Genomic DNA, 26,858 nt, shown 5'->3' with positions numbered 1-26,858 from the left:
ACAAAAGGTATGTCCCCCCGTGAATACAGGGAACATACCTTAGTAATTTAAAAAATATAATTTTGTCTAACTTTTCTGTTGCACTTCAATTTTCTACATCTCTAGTAATGTCTTCTATTATTTTAAGAAATTTCACTAATTAAAATTCAAATACTTTTAACCTATCCAGACTATAAATCAGTTCAATACTTAATCTGAATAAATAAAATATTGCATAGATTTGAAGTTCTAGTCATTTCCCAGAGCTGTTGCGGAAAACGGTATTTAACCAACAACTAAACTATAGAAAGCTTTCTATTTTGTAAACTGACTATTATACATATTAGTATAGAAACCATTTTGAGCCATCAATTGATCGTGTGTGCCTCGTTCAATTATTTCACCGTCTTTGACTACTAAAATCATATCGGCATTCTTAATTGTTGAAAGTCGATGGGCTATCACGAATGAGGTTCTACCTTTCATTAATAGGTCCATGGCTTTTTGAATTTGCTCTTCAGTTCTTGTATCGACTGAACTGGTGGCTTCATCCAAAATCAACATTGGCGCATTTCTAATTAAAGCTCTAGCAATCGTCAACAATTGTTTTTGTCCAACTGACAAGCTGACTGAATCATCTAAAACTGTATCGTATCCGTTTGGTAAGGTTTCGATAAAATGATCTAGATCAACTGCTTTAGTGGCAGCTTTTATTTGGTCATCGGTGACATTTTCTTGGTTATAAACCAAATTATTTCTAACTGTATCTTCAAAAATCCAAGCTTCTTGTAAAACCATATCGAATTGTTCTCGGACATTGGAACGTTGTAAATCTTCAATATCAATTCCATCGATAGAAATCTTTCCACCATTTAAATCGTAAAATCTCATCAATAAATTAACTGTCGTGGTTTTACCAGAACCGGTTGGACCAACGATGGCTATCTTTTGACCAGCTTTAGCTTTCATCGTAAAGTCCTTAATGATCTTTTGACCTGGTAAATAACCAAAATCAACGTGATCAAATTCTACGTTGCCTTTTGCACCACTAATGGCTTGTTTCTGTTCATCATCAGGAACTTCTTTTTCACCTAAGAAATCAAAGACACGTCTCATGGCTGCTTGAGCTGACTGCAAACTAGTGAAAGCTTGGGTAATTTGTGAAAGTGGTTGCGTGAATAAGCGTACATAAATCATGAACGCCACGATAACTCCGATAGTAGTTTGATTATTCAAAACTAAAATAGCTCCGACGACACTAACCATAACGTAACCAAAGTTACCGATGAAATTCATCAGTGGTTGCATAATTCCGGATAAGAATTGTGATTTCCAGACATTAGTTTGTAGTTCATTATTCATTTGTGTGAATTCTTTTTTAGCCTGGTCAGTGTAATTATAAGTTTTTACAACGTCGTGACCTGCATATATCTCTTCTAAGTACCCAGAAACATCAGCTAATTTATTTTGTTGATTGTAGAAGAATTTTTGTGATTTTGAAATCAATAAAATCGTCAGAGCAAATCCGATTATGACTGACAAAACCGCTGTAAATCCTAATTTGATGTTAGTTGTAAACATCATCACAATGCTACCCAATAGCAAAGTAATGGCTGAAACCAAGAGGCCCAAACTTTGGTTCAATGATTGCCCCACTGTATCCAAATCATTTGTAACTCGACTGAGTGTATCCCCTTCATTATGCGTATCAAAATACTGTAATGGTAGGTGATTGATTTTTTCAGTTATCTTGGTCCGCAATTTTTGGGTAAAACGCTGAGTAATCGTCGCCATGATAAAGCCTTGTCCATAAGAGGCAACTGCTGCCGCAACGTAGATTATTCCCAGAAGGACGACTATTTGCATAACTTGATTCAAGTTGATTTTGCTAAATAATCCTTGACTGATCAAGTCAGTTATCTTACTTAATTGACTTGGTCCAATTATGGTAAAAATACTACCGGCCATCGCAAAAACTAAGGCGATGATCAATGGTTTAATGTATTCTGAACCATACTTTTTGATTCCATCTAATACTTTCATTCAGCGAGTTCCTCCTTTGATAGTTGTGAGTAAGCAATTTCTTGATAAACTTCATTATTTTTTAGTAATTCTTGATGTGTCCCTTGACCAACGACGCGACCATTATCCAAGACGATAATTTCGTCGGCATTCATAATGGTACTGATTCTTTGGGCGATAATTACCTTAGTAGTCTTAGCTGCTTGTTCTTTTAAAGCTGTGCGCAACTTCTTATCAGTAGCGTAATCTAGAGCTGAGAACGAATCATCGAATAACAAGATCTCTGGTTTTCTTGCAATCGCTCTAGCAATGGCGAGACGTTGTTTTTGTCCACCGGAGAAATTATCACCGTGTTGGGCAACTTTACTATCAATTTTGTCTTCTTTTTCTTCAACAAAATCGCGTGATTGGGCAATTTCTAAGGCTTGATATAAATCTTTTTTCCCTTTTTTAGCTGTATTGGATTCACCAAAATCAATATTGGAAGCAATGGTGCCACTAAATAACACGGCTTTTTGTGGAATATAGCCTAAACGAGCATTCAAATCTTCTGTTCGATAATCCTTGACATCAACGCCATCGACCAAAACTTGTCCCTCAGTGGCATCGTATAAACGAGGGATCAAATTCATGACACTGGATTTACCACTACCGGTAGCCCCGATAATTGCAACCGTCTGTCCTTGTTTAGCCTTGAAACTCAAATTATGAACTGCGTCGGCTTCGGCATGTGGATATCTGAAACTGACATTTTTAAATTCCAAAGTTCCAGCTTCTGTGGTATTTTCCGTTTCACTGCCACTAATAATCGAAGGCTTAACGTCCAAAACTTGATTGATTCGGGACACAGAAACTGTCACACGAGGTAATAAGATGAAGATTATTGATAAGAGTAAGAAGCCCAAAATAACTTGCATAGCATATGATGAGAAAACAATCATATTACTAAACAAAGTGAGTCGAGCGCCTTTTGCTGTTGCCTGATTGATAATAATTGCTCCAATTGCATAAACCGACAAGGTCAAAGTACTCGAAATAAAGTTCATCCCAGGATTCATCAAAGCTAAAACTCGATTGGCAAAAAGATTCGTGTCAGTTAAATCCTTATTAGCTTGATTAAATTTGTCATTTTGATAGTCTTCAGCATTATAGGCATGAACAACCCGAATACCGGATAGATTCTCACGAGTGACCAAATTCAAGCGGTCAGTCAAACTCTGAATCTTTTTAAATCTTGGTTGAACCATCATTAAAATGAAGGTCAGCATAACAATCAAAATTACTACAGCCACTGCCGTTGCCGTCGTCCATTGCCAGCCTTTATTAGCAATCTTAGTAATCGCCCAAATGGCAGTAATTGGTGCTTTGATAATAACTTGCAACCCCATTGCAGTAAACTGTTGTAACTGAGTTAAGTCATTAGTTGAACGTGTCAATAAACTTGAAACTGAGAATTTCTTGATATCTTGTGTAGAATAACCCATTACTTGATTAAAGATTTCTCCACGCAATCGAGCCGTGAATCCAGCTGCGACGTGAGCCGCAAAATATCCAACAATAATTGAGGCGATGACACTTAAAATTGAAAGTGAAATCATCATGATACCCGGCTGTAAGATCTGATTAACGGTCGTCCCTTTTTCTTCCAGTCGTTGCGTAATTGTCGACATATAACTAGGAATTTCTAATTCCAAATAAACTTGTACAACAATAAAAACTAAGCTGGCCAGAATCATTGAATATTCTTTTTTATTAAGTTTTTTAAATAATTTTAGCATTGTTTCCTCCTATCGTTCGCATGCGAACTATTACTTCAAAAAAAGCAAAAAACTCTACCCTCATCTACTTTGAGCATTTTTTCTGATTTGTTCAGCTACTCTAAAGAAAGTTTCCAAGTCTTCTGGAGAAATATTGGCTTGTAAAACCTTTTCTGTTTCAGTAGCTTGCCTGTTGATTTCCTTGATCATTTCTTGAGCGTGAGTCGTTAAATTCAAACACTTAACTCGAGCATCATTTGGTGAAGGACTAGTATAAACTAAGCCATTCTTAACCATTCGATGCACTAAGCCACTTGCAGTAGACTTGGTAATCGACATTTCTCTTTCCAAATCTTTTTGAATGACTACTTCACCTTGATGCATGAACAAAAATCCAATCGACATCCCTTGCAAACGTGAGATACGACTTTTTTTGCCATCGTCAAATGGATTGGTGCCAGTGGAAATCTCATCATGAGCATGAATGTATCTTGAAATATGAATTGATAAATCTCGAATATTATAAACGATTGTTTTTTTGAAATTTAACATCATTTTCTCCCTTTTGTTCGTATGCGAACTATATTATCTTTTTTCAATTTTAAAGTCAATAAATTTTCTTGAAATTTTAAAAATAAAATGATTTACTTTCGCAAAAAAATAGTTTATTATTCTAATTCTAGTTTAGATAATGGAGAATATGAGGATGCGTCAAATTACTACTGATAGACTGATCATTCGTCCGATCAGTCAAGGGGATTACGACGAGCTAGAGTCAATTATTTTAGACCCAAAAATCGTAAAATATATGAGATATCGTGACGTCAAGACTCCCTCAAACTTTAAGAAACTTTTTAAAGATCATTTTCTAAAAGAATTTGGTTACACCTTTGGAATTGAAGATAAAATCACCCATCAATTGATTGGCTTTTACGAATTCCATCCCGAAAATGGTGTCGGAATTCTTTCTTACGCTCTGAGTCAAAGCGCCTGGGGACATGGCTACGTTGCTGAAGCTGGCAGTGCCATGATGGACTATGGATTCAGCTTTTTGAACTTTGACACCATTGAAGCACATTTTGCCCACTTGAACCCCCGCTCTGGTCGAGTGATGGAAAAGATGGGCATGCATGATATAGGCGTGGTTGAGACGAGAATCTCGCCTGATAATGGTGAAGAACTTTTTATTATGGGCTATGCACTCGATCGGGACGAGTGGATCTTGAAGAGCGTGGAACAGGCCGGTTAGGAGTCAGCAGATAGCCTAGCTTCACGAATTATTCGCGCACTTTGCGGATGATTTGGGAAGCATAGCTATATGTTGACTCCTGGCCTGTGGAACGCGTTTACGATCAAACTAAGGAAGTATGGTTATTAAAAATAGAAATCGCGCAATATAAAAAGAGGAATCTTCTTAACATACAGAAGGTTCCTCTTTTTTGATACCAAATTTCTATTGGTTTATAACCATAGTTCTATGCTGAATAGTCAAAACGCGTTCCACAGGGGCAACTCCCTCCGAGATAACAAAATTTCCCAAATCGCCCGTAAAGTTCAACGGGCAATTCGTGAAATTACGTTATCCTCCGGGAGCTGACCGCCCCTGTTCCACGCTCTCTACACAAGTCTCCGATGAATCTCTTGCATACCTCTTTCAATATTCTCCAATTCATCTGAATAATCTCTTAACTGTTCACCATACTTATCAACTAAATTCTCATCAGTATTGGTCTTATATCTCAATTTATGTTCCAAACTGGCCCACATATCCATCCCGACGGTGCGAATTTGTATTTCTACTGGGACATCAATTGGCCCTTTAGATTGAAATACTGGCACTTTGACTACAATATGAAGACTTCTGTAGCCACTTTCTTTGGGATGCTTCAAGTAATCTTTCCTACGTAATAACGTGACGTCTGTTTGACTAGTTAACATCTTTTCAATTTTATAAATATCGTCAATGTAGTTTGTCACTACCCGAATGCCGGCTATATCGTGAATATTCTTCTCAATACTTTCCACAGTCAGGTCATAACCCTTTCTCTGCGCCTTACCGAGTAAACTTTGAATCTTTTTCATACGTGATTCCATATGATGGATTGGATTGTAATCATAATTGACTTGAAACTCAGCGTCCAAATTTTCCAATTTCGTGCTGATTTCTCGTTGTCCCGATTGATACAGCTGATACATCTTAATCAATTTTGGCAATTCCGCCATGTCGGGACGTTTATCGACCTCATTCAATTGAGTCTCAAGTTCTCTCAAATTAATAACGCCTGATCTCTCTAATATCATTTTTCCATCCTTCAATTTTTTTATAAAAAAAAGCAACCAGATTAGTGGCTGCTTATATTCTATACTTATTAGATATTAGTTCCAATCTACTTTGAAGTAACTTTTCTATGCCAAAAGTAGATTCCTGCTAGTAAAATAATACTGATCACACATGACAATCCAAAGGTAATGTGCATTCCATCAATGAATAATTGTGGATCGCTAGCTAAATAAGATTTAACACGAGTTCCTTTGATCAAAGACATTGAACCGAATAATAAAGTCGTTGACATGGCAGAACCGACGACCATCCCGACAGTTCTAGCGAGTGAGTACACACTACCAGCGGAACCGTAATCTTTTTCTGCAACATTGCTCATAACTAAAACGTTATTTGGTGAGTGGAACAATCCATTACCGAGTCCAGCCATTGCTGCTCCGAAGGCAAAAATCAAAACAGTATTGTTTAAACCACTCAAAACGTAGAAAATCTGTCCAAAACTGATAATAGCTAAACCAACTAAAGTAATTTTGAACGGATCATGCTTATCAGCCAAGCTTCCGGAAATTGGCGCTACAAACAGCTGAACAACCGGGAATATCAATAGGAAGAATCCACTGAACAATGGGCTGAATTCACGAGCGTTTTGTAAGTAAAACGGTGCTATAACATCAAAGAAGAAATCAACGATGAAGACTAAGAAACAAGCCAACAATTGTACTGAAAACCACTTATTTTTGAACAGTGAGACCGGCAGAATCGGTTCATTTTGCTTTGTTTCATAACGATACAATAACGCCATCAAAATTAAACCGATCAACGTTAAGCTGATGATTCGCCAATCACTCCACCCTAATTGTTGACTCAACAAAATTCCAATGAATAAACTAGTGAATCCGACAATCAACAAGAGTGATCCCCATAAATCAAAACTAGCGCTAGGATATTTTTTGTCCAAATTGCTAGGTAAATACTTAAATAACAAAAATGCAGCAATAAATCCGATTGGTACGTTCAACCAAAAAATGATGTGCCAAGGGAAGAAATTCAACAAAATTCCTCCAATACTAGGTCCGATGATGCCTCCAAGTGACACGAATGAACCCATCCAACCTAAGGCTTGGCCACGACGGTCATCTGGGAAGACTTCGACAATAATACCGTTAGAGGTTGCCATCGTCATTGCTGCTCCTAAAGCTTGTAAACTTCTAGCCAAAATCAGCGTTAACCAACTGACCGACAAGGCACATAAAGCTGAACTAACGACAAACAAAACCGTTCCCCATTTGAAGAACTTAATTTTTCCATATTTATCACCAAGTTTTCCAAAGATCATCAACGTTGTACTCATCACGATCAAGTACAGTGTTACGACCCAATTGATCAAACTCATATTAGTGTGTAATGCCTTACTCAAAACTGGCAGTGCCACGGTGACAATGCTACTATCAAGGGTAGACATAAAAATAACGATGCCCACACCAATCAGGATCATCGTCAAACTTTTACTCTTAATTGATTCCATAATTATCCTCTATACTATATATTAATATATATAGTTTAATATATATCAAAAATTTGTAAAGGAGTTCTCATGGCACGTTCAAATACTCTCCAATATATGATTCTTGGACTATTAACTCGACAAGATATGACCGGTTACGATATCAAGCAAACTTTTGACAAAGAGAAAGCCGAATTCTGGACTGCCCCTTTCAGTCAAATTTACCCCGAGTTGAGTCGACTCTTAAAGAAAGATTTAATTCAACTAGTTCCAACTACTCAAGAAAGCCGCAAAAAAACCTACCAATTAACTACAACTGGTAGGTCTATTTTTGATGAATGGATCAAACAACCATTATCTCCTGAAATTACGACGTTAGATAATGATAATTTTGTTTTGAGACTACATTTTTTAGGTAAAGAACATGCGGATATTTTGCAAAAACTATTGAAGAAGCGTCAGCAAACTCTAAAAGTAGAAATTGCCGAACTGGAATTGGAACTAGCCGAAGTGGTTTCTCATCCCGAGCAATACGGACGTGAATTGATTATTAGAAAAGAATTAGCTAACAAGAAGTCAGATCTCAAATTGTGGAAAAAAGAACTTTCAAAATAAATGATGCCCAGCCCGTAGTTTAAATAGAACAAAATTTACACATATTCATTTTGTTTGACTATACATCATTCACTAGATTATTATTATAGTATAAGAAGGCATGAAAAAACCGCCGAGTGCGACCTCAACGGCTAAAAACTCAATGTCATCGCCTACTTAATGTGAATCTATGTTACTTTTTCGGGTTGGACATCCTAGTGTCCAACCCTTTGTTTTATCTACTTCTTCGATTCCTTGATCAGCAGTAACAAGACTACTAAAATCAAGAATACTAAGGTTAGATATCCCAAAGTTAACTCCTACTTTTACTAGGACGACATGCCTTCTGAATTTATCATCCATTGGCACCACCTCCAGTCTTCCATAGGCGAAGGAAACACACTAAGTTTTTATGTTTTTAGTATAAAGAAAATTTACTTTAATTTCACTAAATTGCTATCACATATCTAAATTTACGAAAAAAGGCAGCTACTCCGCAATCAGAGTGGTTGCCCATTTTTTATTCAGCAGACAAAATGATTTAAAGCATCTTGTCTCGTTGTGCCTGTAAATTATCCGCAAATAAAATCGACACTATTATTTTTGTCAATTCCTCTGGTGACTCTTTCATCCCTGTTTTGACCCATCGCTTCATAATCCCTTGGATACCTAACATAACGTAGGTCTCTTGATAAGCATCGGTGGCAGTCTGAGGGATTGGATGTGGGTGATCAAGAAATAACTTGTCCAACAATTTCGTTTTTCGTTCGACAAAGACCAAATTGCTCAGTTGAGGATTCTTTTGAAATTTGGTCAAGACAATCGTTAAACCGTCTATCATCGAGATTCCTTCGGGAAAATTTAATTCATCTAAAAAGTCACGTTCAATTTGGTCGACACATTTATAAACATCATCAAAATATCGATAGAAAGTTGTTCGATTAATATCTGCTTCTGAACACACTTCAGTGACGGTTATCGTGTCGATCGTTTTAGTTTGTAAAAGGGATAAAACTGTCTCTTTTATCAGATTTTTGGTATATTGAGCTCGACGATTGTTTCTTGTTCCGACCATCTTTTTTCTCCTAAAAACAACACTTTTGTGATATTTGTTTAATTAAAAACACTTTGTTGCAAATTGTCGGTTGAAAAAAGTTTGCAAAGTTTTTATTATATGAAACATAGTGTTGCAATAATGACAGTGTAACAAATTATTTATTGAATAACATTACAAATTTAAAAATTAGAGAGAGAGTTAATTAATGCTGGAATTAAAACACATCAAAAAATACTATCACGTCGGTGATTCAGTAACTAAAGCTCTAGATGATGTCTCGGTGGCTTTTCGTAAGCAAGAATTCGTTGCCATTCTAGGCCCTAGTGGTTCTGGTAAGACGACAATGCTTAACGGTATCGGTGGCCTTGATATTTATGACTCTGGGGACTTAGTTATTAAGGGTAAATCAACTAAGGACTTTTCTGAATCCGATTGGGATGCTTATCGAAATAATTCCGTCGGTTTCATTTTCCAAAGTTACAATATCATCGGACATTTGAGCATTATCGATAACGTTGAGTTGGGGATGACACTTAGTGGTGTCAGTAATGAGGAAAAAGCTAAAAAAGCTCGTGAAGCTTTGGAACGGGTTGGCTTAGGTCCACACATCAATAAAAAGCCTAACCAACTTTCCGGTGGTCAATTACAACGTGTCGCCATTGCCCGTGCAATCGCTAATGACCCTGAAATTTTACTTTGTGATGAACCGACTGGTGCACTAGATACTGAAACTAGTGAAGAAATCATGCAGTTGATCAAAGAATTATCAGCTGAACGTCTGGTCATCATGGTTACTCATAACCCAACGCTGGCTAAAGAATATGCCGATCGAATCATCAATTTTGCTGACGGTAAAATTTTAAACGATTCTAATCCCTTCGTTGAAGATGCTACTCAAGATAATTTTGAGTTAAAGAAAACTAAGATGACCTTCTGGACCGCCTTGAAGTTATCATTCACTAACTTGAAAACTAAAAAGGGTCGAACAGCTTTAACCGCTTTTGCTTCAAGTATCGGTATCATCAGTATTGCGATTGTTTTAGCTTTGTCGTCTGGATTCCAAAAGCAGATCGACAAAACACAAGGCAACACTCTAGCTCAATTTCCAGTGACGATTTCTCAAACAGCCTCTAAGCAAACCGCACCCGACAGCCAAAAGACTAAGAATTCCAACTCGAAAAAAGTTACCGCTAAACTTAGTCAACAAGAGAAATCGACCCACACTAATAAATTAAATAAAAAATACGTTAACTATATTAAGAACCTATCACCCGAACTAAGTAAGAATATTACTTACAATTACTCAACTGGGATGAATCTACTAACTAAAGTTGACGGTAAAGTCAAAACAGCACAATTTTCGAATGCAAGTAGTTCAAATTCTCTAAGTGGTATGACAGCAGCGATGGCTTCTTCAACCGGTGTCGGTAGCTCTGTTTATCCTAGTTCTGATAACAATGGTAAGAACTTTTTGAAGAAACACTACAAAGTAATTTCTGGTTCACTGCCTGACAACGCCAATGAAGTCGTTTTGATCGTCGACCGTGATAACTCGACAAATATCAACGCACTTAAAAACATCGGTCTGAAAGTTAAAGACAACCAGAAACTCAATTTTAACCAGATTGTTGGTCAAGAATTCAAAGTAGTTGGTAACAACGATTACTACAATCAAGTTGCTACTAACCTCTATACCCCAAATTCTGATTTAACTAGCCTCTACAACAATACTAACAACAAGACTTTGAAAATCAGCGCTATCTTAAAAGTTAAATCCGAATCATCTGAAAACATCCTCTCATCAGGAATTGCTTACAGTGATCAATTAACCAAAGATATCGTCAATACCAATAAAGATTCTGATATCGTTAAAGCTCAAAAGAGTAGCGATACTAACGTCTTAACTGGTGCCAGTGTCGACGACGCCACAACTAAAGACTCACTTGTCAGCTACTTAGGTGGTTCAACTCAACCATCAAGTATTCTAATTTACCCAAGTACTTTCAAGACTAAAGATAAAGTTCTGGATTACTTAGATAAGTTCAACAAGGGTAAGAAAGAATCCAATAAGGTTATTTACACCGATCTTGCTGGTCAAGTTTCAACCTTAACTGGTGGTTTGATGGACGCTATCACTTACGTCTTAGTCGCTTTTGCCGGAATTTCACTAGTTACAAGTATGATCATGATTGGTATCATCACTTACACATCAGTTCTTGAAAGAACCAAAGAAATTGGTATTTTGAAAGCTCTCGGTGCTAGAAAGAAAGATGTTACTCGTGTCTTCGATGCTGAAACTACTATTCTAGGTGTTTCATCCGGTGTCTTAGGAATCATCATCGCCTGGTTAGCAACTTTCCCAATCAATGCTATCCTGAAGAACTTAACTGATTTATCGAACGTTTCGCAATTGAACCCCGTTCACGCTATCGTCTTGATCATTATCAGTACTGTTCTAACCGTAATCGGTGGACACATTCCAGCCAGAATGGCAGCTAAAAAAGATGCTGCAGCAGCATTGCGTTCCGAATAGTTACATTTTAAAAAGACTGTATTAATTGGAGGAAAAACCAATTAATACAGTCTTTTTTATATTTTGTTAACGAATAAAAAATATCAGTTATTTTTACTGAAAGTAATTTGATTCTTACTTATAATGAAACTACGATCATGCTTATTTTAGGTCGCTCCTAAATTGACCGAGTGAGCGTAAAAGCAGAATAGTGCAGTACTTCTCAATTACTCTTTAGACACGGAGGTACCTATGAGAAATCGACTAGATGGAGTTGCGTTAAGACTATGATTGCCGCTTTTATTTTTACCGTTTCAATGGCCAGCATCAACTTTGCCATTGCTTACGCGATAATAAAAAAAGCTAATCACAAGGATTAGCTCACCAACAAAATCTATTCAGACTCACGATTGAGACTAGAGGTCTGCACACCTCTGGTCTCTTTTCAATTACAGAAGTATTATAACTGGAATCATTTACAGAAGTCAATTATCAACTTTCCTTGTACCACTCTTTTACTGCTGAAATATCCGCAACCGGTTGATAACTAATAGCAAAGTTACGCTCCGAATTGCCCGAACGAACACTCAAATCAATCGCCGATAAGTGCTTCTTCTCTAACCAAATGCTCTCTTTTTTCTCTAACATTTGAATGCTAGTTTTGGGAATGTAAGCCACCTCTTTGGTCATCAAAGAATTGCTTTGCATCACTAGCAAATTGCCAGAAAGCTTAACTTTCGACCGCTTGGCGGACAAATATGCTGGCACGTACCAAAATAGTAATCCCAAAACGATTAATATTCCACAAATCCATGGGGAAAATTTCAATAGCCAAACTAACAAAGCAACTGTCACCAACGCAAATGGCGTGGCATTTCTAAATTTGTAGAAATAAGTTTTTCTTTGAGCTTGAACAGAAATTTTTTCAACTGGCACCTGTGGAAAAAAGCGTTGGAAAAAGGCATCGATCTCACTGACATTAATCACTGGCATAACGACAATATCTTTTTCCGAATCCCCTTCACTGGAGTTTGAAACAATTACCAATTGGATTGTGGCAATCTTCAAGGCGCTTCGCAAAAGTGGCTGTCTGATGACGATTGCTTGAATTCGTTTCATCGAAATATTAGTTTTAATCGTCTTAAAAAATCCCCGTGACATCTTCAACTGGCCATTTTCTTCAACCAATCGAAAATGATAATATTGGACGAATAATTTAAAAACTGAAATCAAATAAAAAATCACTAAAACTAAAATGGCTAAAAATATCATCAAGAAAATATTCAAATGTGCTAAACGATTGGAAACTCCGGCGGTGATTTGTTTGTCGATCATGTTTTGGAAATTTCCATACAGCGCGAACACAGCCAACAAACCACTGAAAAAAGCTGGAGAGGTGACAGAATACTTCCATAATTCACCCGTCGAAATAGCGTAACTGTTATCTTGATGCTTAACTTCTTCAATTTCTTCAGAATGATTACGCAAGTGATTGATTTTCGTTCGTAAAGTCGTCGGCACAGCCTTCAAAGAGACCTCGGGTTTTTCCGAATGCCCGGCGGTTTCTATTTCCAGTTCTTCCAAACCAAATGGTTTCAAAAAGAACCACTGATTACTAGTGATGTTTTGAATCCGATCAAAGGGCACGTGATTGACTTTTTTCACAAAAATTCCGTTTCGGATGATGATTTCACTAGACAAAACTTGGTAAGTGAAAGTCCAGTAATTCAAAAACGTCACCGCCAACACTAATACTAATAAACCCACAACGATTTCAATCAGATAGACTAGCGACAAGGTTTTAAGCAATCCAAAGAATAAGACGATCAATGGAAAAATGGAACCTTTTATCGACTGGTACAGAAATAAAATTAAGGCTATTGGATGGACTCGTTTTGGTTTAGAGGTCATTTTTCGCCTCCCGTGCCAACTCCATGATCAATTCCTTGATCTCGTTAGCTTCAGAAGTTTTCAAACCGTCGATTTCACTAGCACCGGCCGCAGTCTCAACAATAACTTTTTGCAAGTCTTTTAAACGCAAAATTGGTCCCTGCTTTAAAGTAACATTTTGAACTCGAGCAATTGGTATGACGATCTGCTTGCGAAAAAAATAGCCGTGATGCAGTTCTACTTGGCGTCCGTCCACAAAGTAAGTCCAATAATTCCAATGGTAATTGATCAAAAGTAATTCAGCAATCAACCAAACTAAATTGACGATTGCAATAATAATTCCTACAATCAAAAAGATTTTTTTCATCCCCGTTGGTACAAAAATCCTACCAATAAAAATGGCACTCACAATCACAAGCCAAATCGCAAAATCAATTACAGCATTAATTTTCCACGTTTGTTTAATATCAGCGGGCAGCCGCTTTATCTTGTCCATTTGATTCCCCCCCAATTGGTAATAGCTTATCATATGAAAAGTTGATGACCAAATTGAGGCATAGTTTAAAATTGCATATAAATAAAAACAGCATCTATTCTAAGTTGGTATCTGGACTGATTTACAGTCTATATACGTAGAATAGGTGCTGCTTTTTTATTTATACAATTAAATTTTTACGACAGCGACTCCTATCAATCCGGGGCCGGTGTGTACTCCTAATGCTGGGCCAACTTGTTCGGTGAATTCTTGTTCACCTTTAATATCATTGTCGTGTAGAAGGTCTAACATGTGTTGTCCGCCAACTGGATCAGCTCCGTGACCAATACCAATTAGGTACTTATCACCGTCATTGATAAATTTCTTGGCGTAGTCTAACATCATTTTTTGACCTTTTTTCATTCCGCGAGCTTTAGCAGCAATCGTGTAAGTTCCTTCTGGAGTGCAAGTTACGATTGGAGCGAGTTTCAACATTCCTCCAACTGTAGCAGTAACAGCACTGATTCGCCCTCCTGCTCGCAAGTAAGTCAAAGTTGGAATACAGAAGTAGACCATTGCATTTTGGCACATCTTTTCCACAGCTGCAGCGACCTCATCCAAAGATTTGCCAGCGTCAATTAAGTTCTTAGCACCGATTGCAATTAACCCCGAGCAGATGGCAACTTGTTTCGTGTCGAAGTACTTAGTTACAAAGCGCTCATCCTCATCCAAGAAAACTTTTAAAAAGTTGAAAGTTCCACTTAGTCCTGAAGAAACGGAGATAGAAATAATTTGTGAATAGCCATCACGCGCTATTTTATCCAGAGTGCTTTGAATTGATTCGCCAGAAGGTAGTGAAGTCTTAGGAATTTCAACGGGCAAATTTTGGTAAACTTCTTCGGCCGAAATATCAACACGGTCCAAATAAGTTTTATCGTGGTAGGCAATTTGCATTGGTAATTCATAAATACCAGCTTTTTTAAGATATTCTTTTGGTAAATCACAACAAGAATCTACCAATACAGCGATCTGTTCCATATTAATTAACTCTTTTCGTCTTGTTTAGTGTTTTCAATCATGAGAATTTTTTTCGTGATCAGCTTTGTGGCAAAAGCTATCGTGACCATCTCAACCATCAGGTAAGCGGAGGATTGACCTTTTTCAGACAAAACTTGTCCACTTTCTCGATGATTCAACATTTTCAAAGCTTGTTCTTGTTTGTCACAGAAGAAATCAAAAGCTTTGGCAATACCACCGTTCAATTTAGTTTGAACTTCTAAGCCAGCTTGGATTTCATTGATTGAAACGACTTGCTTCAAAAACGTGATAGCAATCAAATATGCTAGATGTTCACGTGTATAACGCTTTTTTTCAGGATGTGGCATTAAGCCGTTTTTAACATAATTATTAACCATCGATGTTGTTACAACTGGTCCGTCTTCCAACCAAATTGGTCCAATATATTTATCAACCAATGTTAATAGTTGGTCACGATATAGATTAAGTTCTGGAAGATCTTCAAACCTAGGTAAACGATAATCCTCCATTTTATCTAACCATTCTTGTAACTCATCCATGATTAAGCACCCCTTTTTTGTAATTACAATTATAATTTATCATAGTTATCTTAACTGTGCAATCTAGTTTTTAAAACTAGATGTAGATTATGATAAGACACTATGGAGTATTTCCTTATGTTAGTAAGTTGTTGAATGCCGTCTTCCGCACAAAAACTGTGATGGACTGGAGAATGGCGGCGCAGGTTTTGTGCTCCAGACTAGATAACGTCGTTTATTATTTATTCCATCTTATTCAAAATAAAAAACAACATCTATTCTGAACTTGTATCTAAACTAATTTATAGTCTGGATACGTTGGAATAGATGCTGTTTATTATTATTTTTTTAATTCGTTAATTCTTCTTACCTACTTGGTCGATAAGTTGATTCATCCCTTTATTCATCTGCTCGGTCTTTGATTTTTCTAAATCATCATTTGCGGATCTAGGGGTTCCACCACCTCCAATGGAAGATGGTGTTTGTTCCAGCTTGTATTCTCCTGCTTTATTTTCAAAAAAGACTGATTTGTCATTAAAGACACTTCCCCAGAATTCACCTGGTATATTATCAGTCCCTTTGGGCATTTTACTAACTACTAATGCTAATTTTTCTCCAACCCTTGGTAAGCGAATATTCCCATACTCCACCGTTACTATTTTTTCAGAATTTATGTCTTCTGGTGATAAATGTAAAAATTTTTTGCTAGCTACCGGGGCCAATAAATCCTTCTTTTTGATATTTCCTCCCATAAACAATACTCTAATCTTTTTGTTCTTTTGAAAATCTGTTCCCCTTAAAACATTAGCAATCTTCATATCAGCAATAGTAAATGGAACATTATCGTAAACAAAGCTGTGGAGATTGATCACTTCACCATTAAAAGTCAATTCCCCTACATCAATCAATTCTGAAAATGTCGAAACACTTTTAATATATGACATCTCAACCCATTGTTTTAATCTTTCATGATTGTAAAAACTATCATTAATTTCTTTAGCACTTTTATTTTTGATTTTTTTTGATTTGACTTCTGACACTTTTAAACTATCACTTTGATTATTTGTTCTACTTTTTATTACAGGTTTTATAAAAATTGTAGCTGTAAAAATAGTAATCAAACAAATAAATATGACTTTTTTTTTCAATTCATAACTTCCTCTCTTTTTTAATAAAGATGATTAATTCCGCTTAAATCATTAGCTGTGGGGCCGTCATAATCTCCTCTAGAGGTAGATCTCATCACTGATCTATAGGCTGGATCATCATTATGCGCCAATCCAAAGCCATGGCCTGTTTCGTGTGCCCAAACTTCGATTTTGGTAGCATCATTCACCTGATTATAAACTTTTCCCCAAGCACGCACTGTTGCACAACTCCAATTTGAATATGTGAACGAAACATTTTTTCCATATAAATCAAAAAATGTAGTAGCTGCAGTCATTGGCCCATTTGCACCTTGCGGTGAATAGTAAAAATCTAAAATTGACTGTGACTGATTTTCCCCAATACCAATATTTAATTTGGTATAAACGCCCGTATTATTGCTTGTACTCCATCTATATATCTCATCATTTATTTGTTGCTTTTGCCAATTTGTTAGACTCGACGTTGGCCAATATTTTTGATATGTAACACCATAAACATTTTTTGTATTATATGTTTCATATTTCCAGGCCTTTACGGTCGATATCGGCGCAAAAATCAATCCCAATGATGTTCCAAATAATAATCCTAATCTGATCACTTTAAAATTTTTTATTTTCATTTTGCATATTTTTTACTCCTTTTATATTTATCGAAATGGTAACAACTATTTATTGATATTTTTTATATTCTCTGTTAATTTTGAGTAAATTCTGGGTATTTTTTTTTTACAAAAAAGCAGCTAGGCCAATCATGACCTAACTGCTTTTTCAAACTTATTCAATACTTTCTTTAACGTCTTTTTCACGCCAACCGAAAGCTACGGTCATTGCAATTCCGACTAGTGTTAGTAAAACAATATAACCAAGATTGTGGCTGAAATTTAGAACCTGATATCACGGGTTTTGTGCTCCATACTAAATAACAATTCTTTTTTTATTTGTTTTCCATTTATTTTGGGATATTAATTCTATTCTGATTTGGAATTTGATACTTTAATACGTTATCAAGTTTCCCTCGCAAGTTTCCCTTTCTAATTAAAAAAAATAATAACAGAAAAAGATCCTACAAGAATCGCAGCAATTTTACCGCAATTCTTGTAGGATCTTCTATTTTTTACATCAAATTGAATCAATTAAAATATTAAACACTACAACGTATCCAGACCATAAAACAGTTAAGTACTCAACTCGAATAGAAATCTATCCAATCCTAGAATTCACCGAGATACTGCAAAAATCTGAAATCCAGTCTGGAGCAACAGCTCTGGGAAATGCTCAGCCGTCCAATTCTAGTTAGTGCTTTAGCACTTACTAGAAGGCCGAGCTTGGAGACAATTCCCGGGCCTGGAATTGGCTCCAAGTTGTGCCCAGAGCGTTCCAGCGTTTCCCAGAGCTGTTGCGGAAGACGGCATCGTAACACCATCAAAACAATAGAAGTACTCTATTAAGCTTCTTTCAAGTTATGTTCTTTCCATCCAAACGCAACTACTAAAGCAATCCCGATAATACTAATCAAAACAATTGCCAAAATATTGTGTTCAAACTTTGAACCACCTAGAGCTAAGTCAGCCACGATCGTTAGGAATAGTGCTGTCAAAATTCCTGTCCATTGTAATCTTGTAAAAGCTGAACCAGTTGTACTTCTGCCTTCACGACGAGTTACATATGGCAAGACAACACCTAAACCAATCAAGACGATAATAGCCACAAAATTAATAATCAATTCGTACCACCATGTTGATGTACCAAAGGAAACATCTTGAGGTCCGATACCGAAAATTGTTGCGACGGCTGTGATGATCAAACACCACCAACCGACAGCTAGAGCTAATTTATCGTTCTTGATATAAACGTAGTCTGAAGGGAATTTTTGACTATCTTGTCTAATTTTAATAAAGGCAAAGAAAATCCAGCAAGTTACACCTGGTGAAATAATTCCGTTCAAGTTCAATAGCCAGTTGAAAATATCGTTCATACTTGGCAAGAAAATACCTAATAACATGATGAAAGCACTCAAACCACAAGTTAATAAATAACCATTAACTGGTAAGCCGTTGGAATTAGTCTTACGTAAAACCTTAGGCATGTACTTAGCACCAGTATCAGAAATCAACATTCTAGTCATAGCATCAAGTAAAACAGCTAGTAAGGCTGCTAAGTAAAATACTTCAGTCCAAGCGAAGACATACATCAAGAAATTACCCATATGATATTGCTTACCTAAAGCTTGGAAAGCATAGTATGAACCGTTCATCTTCAAGTCATTTGGCAAATTGAAACCATCGAAGAAGACACCTAATGAGAATGATCCAAAAATAGTCAAGAAAGCTGTCATAACAGCTAACATGATCATGGCTTTAGGAAATTCACGCTTAGGATGACGCATTTTGGTAACGAATGGTGCAATCAGTTCAGCTCCATTAACCGCATAGATCAACAAACCAATTGTTGTTAAGTAATGCAAGTCAAATTTTGGAACGATAGTATGCCAATTCATTGGTTGAGTGGCAATGTGGCCACCGTTAGCGAGTCCAGCAAAAGTCATCAAGACGAACAAGACAGTCATACCAAACATGGCAATTCCACCGATCGTACTCAAAACTTCTAGTGAACGCTTGAAACGAGATTGTACAAAAATGAAAACAACGAAAGTGATCAAAGTCCAGAAGGCAAACCAGCCGTTTGACATGGTACTTTGCATACTTGCGTTACCGTTGTAAGCCCAACCTAGACCAACAACGATTGAGTTAGCAGTATCAACAACATAAGGAATTGAAGCTGCCCAATAAGTCCAAGCTGTGAAATACCCTAAGAATTCACCACTCGTACCACGAACCCAAGACGTTAAACCGCCACCTTCGTGGTTAAAAACTGAACCTAGTTGTCCAACCATCAATGAATATGGAATGACGTATAAAAATAGCATAATGACCCAGGAAGTAATAACACCCATTCCTTGGTTTTGGAAGTTATAAGTTAAATCGTCAAATCCAATTACAGTAACAAAATCCATTAAGGCTAAAATAGGCCAGCTTATATAGTTCTTTTTTGGTTCAAGATCATCCATAATATAAGCCCCCACTTATCTAAACATATTTAGCACAATGTTATATTTTACACTTTTCATTTCATATACATAGTGCCTAAAAACGTTTTCTTTAATTAAATTATTTATTTTTCATCAATTTTGATTGTAGATACTAACAATTTATTTGCCAATTCTGATAATTCTGTAATATCAAAATTATTATTACGCATTGCTGTATGCAAAATGCCAACTAAGCCCCAGCAACAGTAATTGAGAATGTATTCTGCTTCCTCTTGATGAGCAAACGGAATCACTCTTTGTCCATTAACAACCGTTAAATGAATCAATTTCGACATCAATTCTGAATCAGGATTTCGACATAAAACCCCAATCATTTTTTGATTTGCTTCAATGTAAGACATTATGACTTTAAAAAAATTCGGTCCAACATCCTCTTTTTCGCTTGGAGGTTCAAATTCCTCAACTATTTGTGTGAAATGATCCATCACAAAGTCTTCCGTTTTATGGAGTAAGTCATAAATATCTTCATAATGTAGATAAAATGTCCGCCGATTAATATCAGCCTTGTCAGTAATTTTTTGAATCGTAATTTCTTCAATCGGCATAACTGACATCAAATCAATGAAACTCTCACGGATCAATTTCTGAGTCCGCTTAGTTCGACGATCATTCTCGTTCATTTTGAACCTCCTTTGCTTCACAATTTTTTGCTTTCTGTGCATTAAAACACAAAACCATTAATTTTGTTTATTGTTCAAAAAGCATCTTCTTAATATTATATAGCCATAGTCAAGGAGGAATATAGTATGTTTTTAACCCTTAAAGAATTGCGTCATGAAAAAATAAAATTCAGTGCTTTAAGTTTAATCATCTTTTTAATTGTTTTCTTAGTACTTTTTATCACCGGTCTCGCTAATGGATTGGCCAACGATAGCGGTTCAGCCATCAAAGAAACCTCTGCCAAAACGTTTATTTTACAAAAAGGTTCACAATCTCGACTCAACCGTTCAAATTTAACTAACTCCGATTGGGACAAATTTAAATCCAGTAACGCTGCTAAGTTAAGTATCACGCAGGCAACGATTCAAAAAGCTGCTAATAAGGATAAGAAGACTGATATTGCCTACTTCATTACTGACAAAAATAGCTTTCTGGCTCCCAAAAATCAAAGTGGAAAAAAAGTTTACGCTAGTTCCAAATTACAAGCTAGCGGATACAAAATCGGTGATAAGTTCAAAGATTCTAACACCAACAAAACTTTCATCATCGCTGGTTTTACTGATAAAGAATCATACTCACATTCACCAGTTATCTACTTAACCTTCAAACAAGCCCAGAATATTACGATGCCAAACTCATTTAACGCGATTGCTTTGAAGAAAAATCTTACTAAAAAGTCAGGTTATCAAGTGATAACTAAGCAAAGCCTAATCGACAACATCCCCGGCTACTCTGCCGAACAGAGCTCTTTGTATTTAATGATCGGCTTCTTGTACGTCATTTCTCTGTTCGTACTCGCTGTTTTCTTCTATATTATTAATCTGCAAAAGATGAGAGACTTCGGAACTCTCAAAGCCCTAGGAACTAAAACTTCATATCTCGTCAAACATGTTTTAAGTGAAATGGGAATCTTATCTGGTGTTGCCATCATCCTTGCTTCAATAATCACGTATTTCATTCAACTAAAGATGCCCACCTCAATGCCGTTTAGTCTAAATTTTTCAACCTTTCTAGCAACAGGAGTATTGTTCTTGGTCATCGCTTTATTGAGTGCACTCTTATCGTTGATCAAAGTTATCAAGGTTGACCCTATCAATGCAATTGGAGGTAATAACTAATGCCAGTTTTAGAATTGAAAAATATTATCAAAAATTATCCCGACGGACAAAATATCAACGAAGTTTTAAAAGAAATCAATTTTCACGTCAACCAAGGTGAATTTGCGGCCATTGTCGGCCCAAGTGGAGCTGGTAAAAGTACCCTTTTAACCATTATGGATGCACTCCTCAGTCCAACTTCTGGTTCAGTCTTATTAAACAATCAAGACATCGGTCAACTTTCTAAAAAGCAGCAGACCGACATCCGGTTAAATAAAATCGGTTTTATCTTTCAAAATTCCGATTTGATTCCCTATTTAAAAATTTCTGACCAGTTGAAATTCATTCAAAAAATCTCTAACAAGAAACCAATCGACTCCGACAAGATTCTCAAAGAATTAGGCTTAGAACACCGATTGAACAGTTATCCTAATGCCCTATCTGGTGGTGAAAAGCAACGAGTCGCCATTGCTCGAGCTTTTATCAACCAGCCAGATCTGATTCTCGCCGACGAACCAACCGCCAGTCTGGACTCCAAACGTGGCCACGAAGTCGTTAAAATCATTCAAGAGACTGTTCACCAACAAAATAAAGCGGCTGTAATGGTAACTCACGACGAGAGAGTGCTCGATCTAGTCGATTCTATTTGGCAAATTGAAGATGGTAGGCTAAAACGTATAAAAACATAGTTCCGCAAATAAAAAAGTTGTCCCAATAGATTCGCATATAGATTGCGAAATCTAATTGGGACAACTTTTTTTGTTATATTGTTCGAAAAACGACACTATCACGAAAATAGTTCATATACTTTTCATCTAAAGGTTTATCAGTTATTAAAACATCAACTTGCTGACAATTAGTGACCACGTACGGCGAAGTCTTATTAGTCGTAAATTTATAATTTTGAGTAACGAGAATAATCTTTTTGCCACGTTGAACAGCCTTTTTAAGAATCGCCGCATCAGCTTTCCCCATAACGGTAATATCACCTTCATCTGTAATTCTGGAAGCGCCGATAAAGACTGCATCGAAGACAAAATCATTCAAGTGGATCAACGTATCTAATGACGACGTATAACGGTTGATCCGGTCAACAAATCCACCTAATAATTCAACATTTGGTAACTGATTAGCCATCAAATGTTGAGCATTATCAACTCCATGAGTGACAACTGTCGCATCGACATCCCCTAATAAATCACACATCTGAACTAAAGTCGTAGAAGCAGCGATGAAATATAATTTTCCGGAATGGACGTAGCTTGCAGCAATCTTTGCCATTGACGATTTCACCGGCGACAAAATTCGCTTACGATTCAAAAATTCTGGGACTTCATCACCTTGAGTAATCATCATCCCACCATGGACCCTGATTGCTTGACCAGTCGCAGTCAAATGTAAAACATCACGCCTAGCTGTATCAAAGGCAATACTAAATTTTTGGGCGATTTCTTTAGTTGAGATCCAACCCGTTTTTTTGAGATATTCCATAATTTGGGCTTCTCGTTTTTCTTTTGGAATCATTAGTTACCACCTACAAATTTTCTTTAAGTTGCTGATTTTCATTTCTTAATAATTCATTTTCACGTTGCAAATCAGTCAATTTCTCTTTATAAACAGCTAAATCTCTACCATACAATCCTAATAATCCTAAATCTTGCAATTGACGTTGCCAGTTAGCAATAGTTCCAGGATTACTAATGTCAAAGAAAGCAGCTGTCCGGGTATATGTGGCATGGTTTTCACTCTTCCAGTTTAGAACGTACATTTTGAAATCGCCACTATATTTGCGAGTGCTATAACGACTCTTCAAGCCAGCATTTCCAAAGCGACGATACTTATCGACCCAATTAAAAACACTAAAATGACTAATGCCGTACTTATGACTCAACGTAATTGAACCCGTTCCTTGTAAATATTCAGTCACAACTTTCAATTTTAAGTCATAATCTAATTTCGTCATTTAAACTTTCCTTACTTTTCAGATACTTGAGCAATTTTAGTAGTGTGATTGACTTGTTCATCAAACTTACTTGTTAAATGAAAATTTTTGACCACATCAGTTGAATTAGTAATCAAAACCATTGTGATTGGATCTTTTTTAGCAGCTTTGATTCGTTCAAAGTCAGCTGTCATCAAAACGGTCTCATTATCAATTTTTTCACCAACTTTAACCAACGTTTCAAAGGGTGCACCCTTTAAATCAACCGTATCAATACCAACATGAATCAAAATTTCCATTTTTCCACAATTGATACCAATTGCATGCTTAGTTGGAAATAACTGACTAACTTTGCCATTGACAGGACTATAAATCTTGTTATCACTAGGTTCGACAGCAAAACCCATTCCCATAGCGCCACTAGCAAAAACTTCGTCATTGACAGCTTTTAAATCAACTAATTTTCCAGCTACCGGTGCATAAAAATCTTTCTTCTTATTAAAGCTAAATAAACTCATAATTATTCCTCAATTCCTAAATAATCTTCAACTTCTGGTCCAATTGTTGAAACCTTTGTTCCATAAATAACTTGGACACCATTTCCATGAATAACAGTTCCGACAGCACCAGTAGATTTCAAGATATTCTTTTTAACAATTTCGGGATTTTTAACACTGACACGTAATCTAGTTGCACAAGCTTCAAGAGTACTAATATTTTTTTTGCCACCTAAACCATCTACGATCATAGCTGGGATTTCATCATTACTTTCAATGTGTTTCTTTTCATCAACATAATCTTGTTTAGTATGCAAGACAGCTTCTTCCTCGTCATCTTCTCGACCTGGTGTCTTCAAATCGAACTTTTGAATAGCAAATCTGAAAACAAAGTAGTACAAAGCAAAGTAGAACAAAATTAATGGCACTAAGGCTAACCAATTAGTCCGACCTTGTCCTGGCAAAACACCGTACAAAATCATATCCAATAATCCACCTGAGAAGGTAAAACCAACACCAACCTTCAATAAGGATACAAAAACGGCTGAAAAAGCAAAGAGTACACAGTGAATTCCCCAGAATAGTAATGGTGAAGCAAATAGAACTGTGAATTCAAGCGGTTCAGTAATACCTGTTAAAATTGAAGTCAATGAAGAAGACAACAATAGTCCCTTAACATCCTTACGCTTATTCTTTTTAGCACAATGATACATAGCTAAGGCTGCAGCTGGAAATCCACCAATCATAACTGGAAATTCAAATGCAAAATAGCGAGCTGCTTCCCAAGAAATCTTTGAACCAGCAGCTAGTTGGGCGAAGACAATGTTTTGAGCACCAACAACCGACTTCCCGGCAATTGTAGCCGTTCCACCAACAGCTGTTTGCCAAAATGGTAAGTAGAAAACATGATGTAATCCAAAAGGAATTAAAGCACGATATACATAAGCATAGAAGAAAGTTCCTACATAGCCTGCCCTACCAATCAAGTTTCCTAAACCGGCAATTCCCATAGCAATATACGGCCACAAGAAAGCCATGATAAATCCACCAACAATACCAGCTAAAGCACCGGCAATTGGACTAAAATGTGTTCCACCGAAAAATGAAATAGCATCCGGAAATTTAATTTTGTAATACTTATTATGTAACCAGACACAAATCAAACCGATAAAAATACCACCAAAAACTCCAGTATCCATCGTATTAGTGAAACCAAGCATATTAGTTAGTAGGCCACCAATTTTTCTTAATTTTGACAATTCACCAAAATTCTTAATAGCACTAGTCATCGTAGCATACATCATGAAATAACCTACTAACGCTGACAAAGCTGCAACACCCTTTTCACTCTTTGCAAGTCCTAAGGCAACTGAAACAGCAAACAATAGACCTAGATTATTAAAAATAACGCTTCCACAATCATTAAAGATTGTTAATAAACGATTCAAAAAAGTTCCTGGTCCTAAAATTGCTTCAAGATGATACATTTTTATAAATGATGCGCCTGTAAATGAAGCACCGACTCCTAAAAAGAGCCCAGCAACAGGCAACAAAGCAATTGGTAACATGAATGTTTTACCAACATTTTGTAAAGCAGCGAACGTTTTACTGCCACTTTTCTTTGACATAAGAAACCCCTCTTTCAGGGTTACCGGTAACCTAATGTTAATTAACGCTGTTTATACTAGCATGGAAACATTCCAAGTAGACTGATTTTTTAACCTTTATGAAAACTTCTTCAGTGTTTTTCAGCATTTAAGAATTAATACACTGAGAAATCCGATTAATCGTCCGATCATCAAAGTAATCGTATTGACCAAATCCCGAGTAAGAGAAGACAAACTTCAACTTCTGATAAGTGAATTCTATTTTTGTCCAACCACGATAAAATTTTTTTGAAAAATCACTAATTTTTGAAAGCTCAATCTGATATTCATCAATAACTTCACGAGTTCGTAAATCCAATAATTTTACTGAAAGTAGATTGTCTTTAATTGCATAATCGACATAGCCTACTTTGGTTTTGTTTCCACTAATTATTTGCAAGTATTCAAACATATTTCCACGTCCTTTCTTTGACAAAAGACACTATATTCTATGGAACGCGTTTGATAGCAAGTAAAAAGTCAAAAAAACAGACATACTTTTTTGCATGTCTGTTAGTTTAATTATCTATTGATCAATATCTTCAACACCTAAGGTAACATTTTCTTTTGCATTATCAACGGCATCGATTGCTGCTAAGACAACCATGCTAGCTGGTAAACTTCTGTGAGGTTCATCGCTATCAACCGCATCGTCGTCAGAAACCATGGTTGCTGGTCTCATAATAACGCTTCTGAAATTACGTTTCTTCAAATTCTCTTCGGCGTCACGCTTAGTTTGTATATAACGCTTGTTAGCATTTGGCATATCGTCAGCTGAGATGTAAACAAAGACAGGAACTTTATTTTCCTCAGCAGCATCAGCAATATTTAAAGCACTCTCATAATTAACTTTTTCAAAAGTTAAATTTTCATTTTGATCTTCACGATATTCACCGATCGTATCGACAACCACATCAGCGCCTTTTAAATATTGGGTCCAGAATCCTTTAGATAAAGCATTGCCGACCTTCCAGTCAACCTTGTTGAACCAACTCTTATTGCCCAGTGGTTCACCAGTTCTAGAGACACTCGTTACTTCATAATCGTCTTCCAAAAATTGTTGAGCGAACTCGCCGCCCACGAATCCATTTGCACCAAAAATTACTACTCTTTTTGTCATAAGTTTACCCTT

26 protein-coding genes are annotated in these 26,858 nt (G+C 36.5%); 5 read left to right on the top strand and 21 right to left on the bottom strand.

What is annotated here, in order from left to right:
- Positions 1-294: 294 nt before the first annotated feature.
- The 3 genes from U8521_RS09285 to U8521_RS09275 are packed head-to-tail and all read right to left on the bottom strand — an operon-like array spanning position 295 to position 4,310.
- On the bottom strand, positions 295-2,022 hold the full coding sequence (locus tag U8521_RS09285; protein ID WP_334352519.1) for an ABC transporter ATP-binding protein: 1,728 nt from the start codon (positions 2,020-2,022) through the stop codon (positions 295-297).
- On the bottom strand, positions 2,019-3,779 hold the full coding sequence (locus tag U8521_RS09280) for an ABC transporter ATP-binding protein (RefSeq protein WP_334352518.1): 1,761 nt from the start codon (positions 3,777-3,779) through the stop codon (positions 2,019-2,021). The genes U8521_RS09285 and U8521_RS09280 overlap by 4 nt, the downstream gene beginning before the upstream one ends.
- Before the next feature lie 60 nt (positions 3,780-3,839).
- The gene (locus U8521_RS09275) at positions 3,840-4,310 is read right to left on the bottom strand and encodes a MarR family winged helix-turn-helix transcriptional regulator (protein ID WP_334331829.1); all 471 of its coding nucleotides are present in this window, start codon (positions 4,308-4,310) and stop codon (positions 3,840-3,842) included.
- A gap of 154 nt (positions 4,311-4,464) precedes the next feature.
- Here U8521_RS09275 and U8521_RS09270 point away from each other — a divergent pair, with 154 nt between their 5' ends.
- Complete coding sequence (locus tag U8521_RS09270; RefSeq protein ID WP_334331830.1) at positions 4,465-5,007, top strand: GNAT family N-acetyltransferase; 543 nt, start codon at positions 4,465-4,467, stop codon at positions 5,005-5,007.
- Between the two features lie 368 nt (positions 5,008-5,375).
- On the opposite strand, the gene U8521_RS09265 is transcribed toward U8521_RS09270, so the two are convergent.
- The gene (locus tag U8521_RS09265) at positions 5,376-6,059 is read right to left on the bottom strand and encodes a GTP pyrophosphokinase (RefSeq protein WP_334331831.1); all 684 of its coding nucleotides are present in this window, start codon (positions 6,057-6,059) and stop codon (positions 5,376-5,378) included.
- Between the two features lie 86 nt (positions 6,060-6,145).
- Positions 6,146-7,564 carry an MFS transporter gene (locus U8521_RS09260; RefSeq protein ID WP_334331832.1) on the bottom strand — a complete coding sequence of 473 codons (1,419 nt, stop codon included), beginning with the start codon at positions 7,562-7,564 and terminating at the stop codon, positions 6,146-6,148.
- Positions 7,565-7,633: 69 nt separating this feature from the next.
- Between U8521_RS09260 and U8521_RS09255 the strand changes: the two genes are divergently transcribed.
- Positions 7,634-8,158 (top strand): PadR family transcriptional regulator, encoded by a 525-nt coding sequence (locus U8521_RS09255; RefSeq protein ID WP_334352517.1) that lies wholly within the window; start codon positions 7,634-7,636, stop codon positions 8,156-8,158.
- 156 nt (positions 8,159-8,314) lie between these two features.
- Here the strand turns inward: U8521_RS09255 and U8521_RS09250 are convergent, their stop codons facing one another.
- On the bottom strand, positions 8,315-8,500 hold the full coding sequence (locus U8521_RS09250) for a hypothetical protein (protein WP_334331834.1): 186 nt from the start codon (positions 8,498-8,500) through the stop codon (positions 8,315-8,317).
- Between the two features lie 178 nt (positions 8,501-8,678).
- Positions 8,679-9,212: a TetR/AcrR family transcriptional regulator gene (locus U8521_RS09245; protein WP_334331835.1), complete on the bottom strand. Its 534-nt coding sequence runs from the start codon at positions 9,210-9,212 to the stop codon at positions 8,679-8,681.
- A gap of 187 nt (positions 9,213-9,399) precedes the next feature.
- On the opposite strand from U8521_RS09245, the gene U8521_RS09240 reads away from it, so the two are divergent.
- Complete coding sequence (locus U8521_RS09240) at positions 9,400-11,727, top strand: ABC transporter ATP-binding protein/permease (RefSeq protein WP_334352516.1); 2,328 nt, start codon at positions 9,400-9,402, stop codon at positions 11,725-11,727.
- A gap of 471 nt (positions 11,728-12,198) precedes the next feature.
- Here the strand turns inward: U8521_RS09240 and U8521_RS09235 are convergent, their stop codons facing one another.
- The 8 genes from U8521_RS09235 to U8521_RS09200 form a co-directional block, all read right to left on the bottom strand.
- Positions 12,199-13,617, bottom strand: a complete 1,419-nt coding sequence (locus U8521_RS09235) for a PH domain-containing protein (protein ID WP_334352515.1) — start codon at positions 13,615-13,617, stop codon at positions 12,199-12,201.
- Positions 13,607-14,092, bottom strand: coding sequence for a PH domain-containing protein (locus U8521_RS09230; RefSeq protein WP_334331838.1), 486 nt, complete (start codon positions 14,090-14,092; stop codon positions 13,607-13,609). The genes U8521_RS09235 and U8521_RS09230 overlap by 11 nt, the downstream gene beginning before the upstream one ends.
- 168 nt (positions 14,093-14,260) lie before the next feature.
- Positions 14,261-15,109 (bottom strand): DegV family protein, encoded by an 849-nt coding sequence (locus U8521_RS09225; protein ID WP_334352514.1) that lies wholly within the window; start codon positions 15,107-15,109, stop codon positions 14,261-14,263.
- A 5-nt stretch (positions 15,110-15,114) separates the two neighbouring features.
- Entirely contained in the window at positions 15,115-15,648 is a 534-nt protein-coding gene (locus tag U8521_RS09220; RefSeq protein ID WP_334331840.1) for a DUF1836 domain-containing protein, read from the bottom strand.
- Between the two features lie 335 nt (positions 15,649-15,983).
- Positions 15,984-16,775: a hypothetical protein gene (locus tag U8521_RS09215; RefSeq protein WP_334352513.1), complete on the bottom strand. Its 792-nt coding sequence runs from the start codon at positions 16,773-16,775 to the stop codon at positions 15,984-15,986.
- A 20-nt stretch (positions 16,776-16,795) separates the two neighbouring features.
- Entirely contained in the window at positions 16,796-17,395 is a 600-nt protein-coding gene (locus U8521_RS09210) for a M12 family metallo-peptidase (RefSeq protein WP_334352512.1), read from the bottom strand.
- A gap of 824 nt (positions 17,396-18,219) precedes the next feature.
- Entirely contained in the window at positions 18,220-19,842 is a 1,623-nt protein-coding gene (locus U8521_RS09205) for an APC family permease (RefSeq protein ID WP_334331841.1), read from the bottom strand.
- 104 nt (positions 19,843-19,946) lie between these two features.
- On the bottom strand, positions 19,947-20,504 hold the full coding sequence (locus U8521_RS09200; RefSeq protein WP_334331842.1) for a TetR/AcrR family transcriptional regulator: 558 nt from the start codon (positions 20,502-20,504) through the stop codon (positions 19,947-19,949).
- A 126-nt stretch (positions 20,505-20,630) separates the two neighbouring features.
- On the opposite strand from U8521_RS09200, the gene U8521_RS09195 reads away from it, so the two are divergent.
- Both U8521_RS09195 and U8521_RS09190 read left to right on the top strand, forming a co-directional pair.
- Positions 20,631-21,662, top strand: coding sequence for an ABC transporter permease (locus tag U8521_RS09195; protein ID WP_334352511.1), 1,032 nt, complete (start codon positions 20,631-20,633; stop codon positions 21,660-21,662).
- Complete coding sequence (locus tag U8521_RS09190; protein ID WP_334352510.1) at positions 21,662-22,330, top strand: ABC transporter ATP-binding protein; 669 nt, start codon at positions 21,662-21,664, stop codon at positions 22,328-22,330. The genes U8521_RS09195 and U8521_RS09190 overlap by 1 nt, the downstream gene beginning before the upstream one ends.
- 73 nt (positions 22,331-22,403) lie before the next feature.
- On the opposite strand, the gene U8521_RS09185 is transcribed toward U8521_RS09190, so the two are convergent.
- From U8521_RS09185 to U8521_RS09160, 6 genes are all read right to left on the bottom strand, one after another.
- The gene (locus U8521_RS09185) at positions 22,404-23,165 is read right to left on the bottom strand and encodes a DeoR/GlpR family DNA-binding transcription regulator (RefSeq protein WP_334331845.1); all 762 of its coding nucleotides are present in this window, start codon (positions 23,163-23,165) and stop codon (positions 22,404-22,406) included.
- A 10-nt stretch (positions 23,166-23,175) separates the two neighbouring features.
- On the bottom strand, positions 23,176-23,604 hold the full coding sequence (locus tag U8521_RS09180; protein WP_334352509.1) for a helix-turn-helix domain-containing protein: 429 nt from the start codon (positions 23,602-23,604) through the stop codon (positions 23,176-23,178).
- A gap of 11 nt (positions 23,605-23,615) precedes the next feature.
- Positions 23,616-24,101, bottom strand: coding sequence for a PTS sugar transporter subunit IIA (locus tag U8521_RS09175; protein ID WP_334331847.1), 486 nt, complete (start codon positions 24,099-24,101; stop codon positions 23,616-23,618).
- A gap of 2 nt (positions 24,102-24,103) precedes the next feature.
- Positions 24,104-25,708, bottom strand: a complete 1,605-nt coding sequence (locus U8521_RS09170; protein WP_334331848.1) for a PTS transporter subunit EIIC — start codon at positions 25,706-25,708, stop codon at positions 24,104-24,106.
- A 127-nt stretch (positions 25,709-25,835) separates the two neighbouring features.
- Entirely contained in the window at positions 25,836-26,138 is a 303-nt protein-coding gene (locus U8521_RS09165) for a hypothetical protein (RefSeq protein WP_334331849.1), read from the bottom strand.
- A 114-nt stretch (positions 26,139-26,252) separates the two neighbouring features.
- Positions 26,253-26,846 carry an NAD-dependent epimerase/dehydratase family protein gene (locus U8521_RS09160; protein WP_334331850.1) on the bottom strand — a complete coding sequence of 198 codons (594 nt, stop codon included), beginning with the start codon at positions 26,844-26,846 and terminating at the stop codon, positions 26,253-26,255.
- Between the last annotated feature and the right edge of the window lie 12 nt (positions 26,847-26,858).

Origin of the sequence: Companilactobacillus miaonis (assembly GCF_036913615.1) — a bacterium.
Lineage (GTDB): Bacteria > Bacillota > Bacilli > Lactobacillales > Lactobacillaceae > Companilactobacillus.
The sequence above is the reverse complement of the archived record's forward strand: the minus strand, read 5'-3'. Positions and strand labels throughout refer to the sequence as shown.

Bases quoted from the DNA above. Each gene is read 5' to 3' on its own strand.
- U8521_RS09270 (WP_334331830.1), top strand. From the start codon at position 4,465: ATGCGTCAAATTACTACTGATAGACTGATCATTCGTCCGATCAGTCAA.
- U8521_RS09210 (WP_334352512.1), bottom strand. From the start codon at position 17,395: ATGAAAATAAAAAATTTTAAAGTGATCAGATTAGGATTATTATTTGGA.
- U8521_RS09160 (WP_334331850.1), bottom strand. From the start codon at position 26,846: ATGACAAAAAGAGTAGTAATTTTTGGTGCAAATGGATTCGTGGGCGGC.
- U8521_RS09200 (WP_334331842.1), bottom strand. From the start codon at position 20,504: ATGAACGAGAATGATCGTCGAACTAAGCGGACTCAGAAATTGATCCGT.
- U8521_RS09165 (WP_334331849.1), bottom strand. From the start codon at position 26,138: ATGTTTGAATACTTGCAAATAATTAGTGGAAACAAAACCAAAGTAGGC.
- U8521_RS09195 (WP_334352511.1), top strand. From the start codon at position 20,631: ATGTTTTTAACCCTTAAAGAATTGCGTCATGAAAAAATAAAATTCAGT.
- U8521_RS09240 (WP_334352516.1), top strand. From the start codon at position 9,400: ATGCTGGAATTAAAACACATCAAAAAATACTATCACGTCGGTGATTCA.
- U8521_RS09180 (WP_334352509.1), bottom strand. From the start codon at position 23,604: ATGACGAAATTAGATTATGACTTAAAATTGAAAGTTGTGACTGAATAT.
- U8521_RS09265 (WP_334331831.1), bottom strand. From the start codon at position 6,059: ATGATATTAGAGAGATCAGGCGTTATTAATTTGAGAGAACTTGAGACT.
- U8521_RS09255 (WP_334352517.1), top strand. From the start codon at position 7,634: ATGGCACGTTCAAATACTCTCCAATATATGATTCTTGGACTATTAACT.
- U8521_RS09225 (WP_334352514.1), bottom strand. From the start codon at position 15,109: ATGGAACAGATCGCTGTATTGGTAGATTCTTGTTGTGATTTACCAAAA.
- U8521_RS09205 (WP_334331841.1), bottom strand. From the start codon at position 19,842: ATGGATGATCTTGAACCAAAAAAGAACTATATAAGCTGGCCTATTTTA.
- U8521_RS09185 (WP_334331845.1), bottom strand. From the start codon at position 23,165: ATGATTCCAAAAGAAAAACGAGAAGCCCAAATTATGGAATATCTCAAA.
- U8521_RS09230 (WP_334331838.1), bottom strand. From the start codon at position 14,092: ATGGACAAGATAAAGCGGCTGCCCGCTGATATTAAACAAACGTGGAAA.
- U8521_RS09235 (WP_334352515.1), bottom strand. From the start codon at position 13,617: ATGACCTCTAAACCAAAACGAGTCCATCCAATAGCCTTAATTTTATTT.
- U8521_RS09170 (WP_334331848.1), bottom strand. From the start codon at position 25,708: ATGTCAAAGAAAAGTGGCAGTAAAACGTTCGCTGCTTTACAAAATGTT.
- U8521_RS09245 (WP_334331835.1), bottom strand. From the start codon at position 9,212: ATGGTCGGAACAAGAAACAATCGTCGAGCTCAATATACCAAAAATCTG.
- U8521_RS09175 (WP_334331847.1), bottom strand. From the start codon at position 24,101: ATGAGTTTATTTAGCTTTAATAAGAAGAAAGATTTTTATGCACCGGTA.
- U8521_RS09250 (WP_334331834.1), bottom strand. From the start codon at position 8,500: ATGGATGATAAATTCAGAAGGCATGTCGTCCTAGTAAAAGTAGGAGTT.
- U8521_RS09280 (WP_334352518.1), bottom strand. From the start codon at position 3,779: ATGCTAAAATTATTTAAAAAACTTAATAAAAAAGAATATTCAATGATT.
- U8521_RS09190 (WP_334352510.1), top strand. From the start codon at position 21,662: ATGCCAGTTTTAGAATTGAAAAATATTATCAAAAATTATCCCGACGGA.
- U8521_RS09285 (WP_334352519.1), bottom strand. From the start codon at position 2,022: ATGAAAGTATTAGATGGAATCAAAAAGTATGGTTCAGAATACATTAAA.
- U8521_RS09275 (WP_334331829.1), bottom strand. From the start codon at position 4,310: ATGTTAAATTTCAAAAAAACAATCGTTTATAATATTCGAGATTTATCA.
- U8521_RS09260 (WP_334331832.1), bottom strand. From the start codon at position 7,564: ATGGAATCAATTAAGAGTAAAAGTTTGACGATGATCCTGATTGGTGTG.
- U8521_RS09220 (WP_334331840.1), bottom strand. From the start codon at position 15,648: ATGGATGAGTTACAAGAATGGTTAGATAAAATGGAGGATTATCGTTTA.